Origin of the sequence: Sphingobacterium bovisgrunnientis (genome assembly GCF_009829085.1) — a bacterium.
Classification (GTDB): Bacteria; Bacteroidota; Bacteroidia; order Sphingobacteriales; family Sphingobacteriaceae; genus Sphingobacterium; species Sphingobacterium bovisgrunnientis.
In genome coordinates, this window is record NZ_WUQY01000265.1 from 1 (window position 1) to 305 (window position 305).

The 305-nt window shown below is 40.3% G+C and carries 1 protein-coding gene; it reads left to right on the forward strand.

Annotation, left to right across the window (positions count from 1 at the left end; translation table 11 throughout):
• The coding region (locus GOQ16_RS18630) for a retropepsin-like aspartic protease (protein WP_160070471.1) at positions 1 to 292 on the forward strand (292 nt) is incomplete at its 5' end.
• Between the last annotated feature and the right edge of the window lie 13 nt (positions 293 to 305).

A 305-nucleotide genomic window follows, 5' to 3' on the forward strand; every position in this document is an offset into this window, starting at 1 on the left:
CAATAAAGTTTTATGTGACCTTGGTGCTAGCATTAACCTCATGCCATTTTCTATTTGCAGGAAATTAGGACTTAGAGAGATGAAACATACCACCATTTCGTTGCAACTAGCGGACCGATCCATCAAATACTCACGTGGGATCGTAGAAGATGTACTGATAAAGGTGGACAAATTCATTCTCCCCGCTGATTTTGTGGTGCTAGATATGGAGGAAGACCAAGATATTTCACTAATTCTTGGCTGGCCATTCTTGGCCACTGGAAGGGCCTTAATTAATGTTAAAAAAATGTGAGTTGATATTGAGG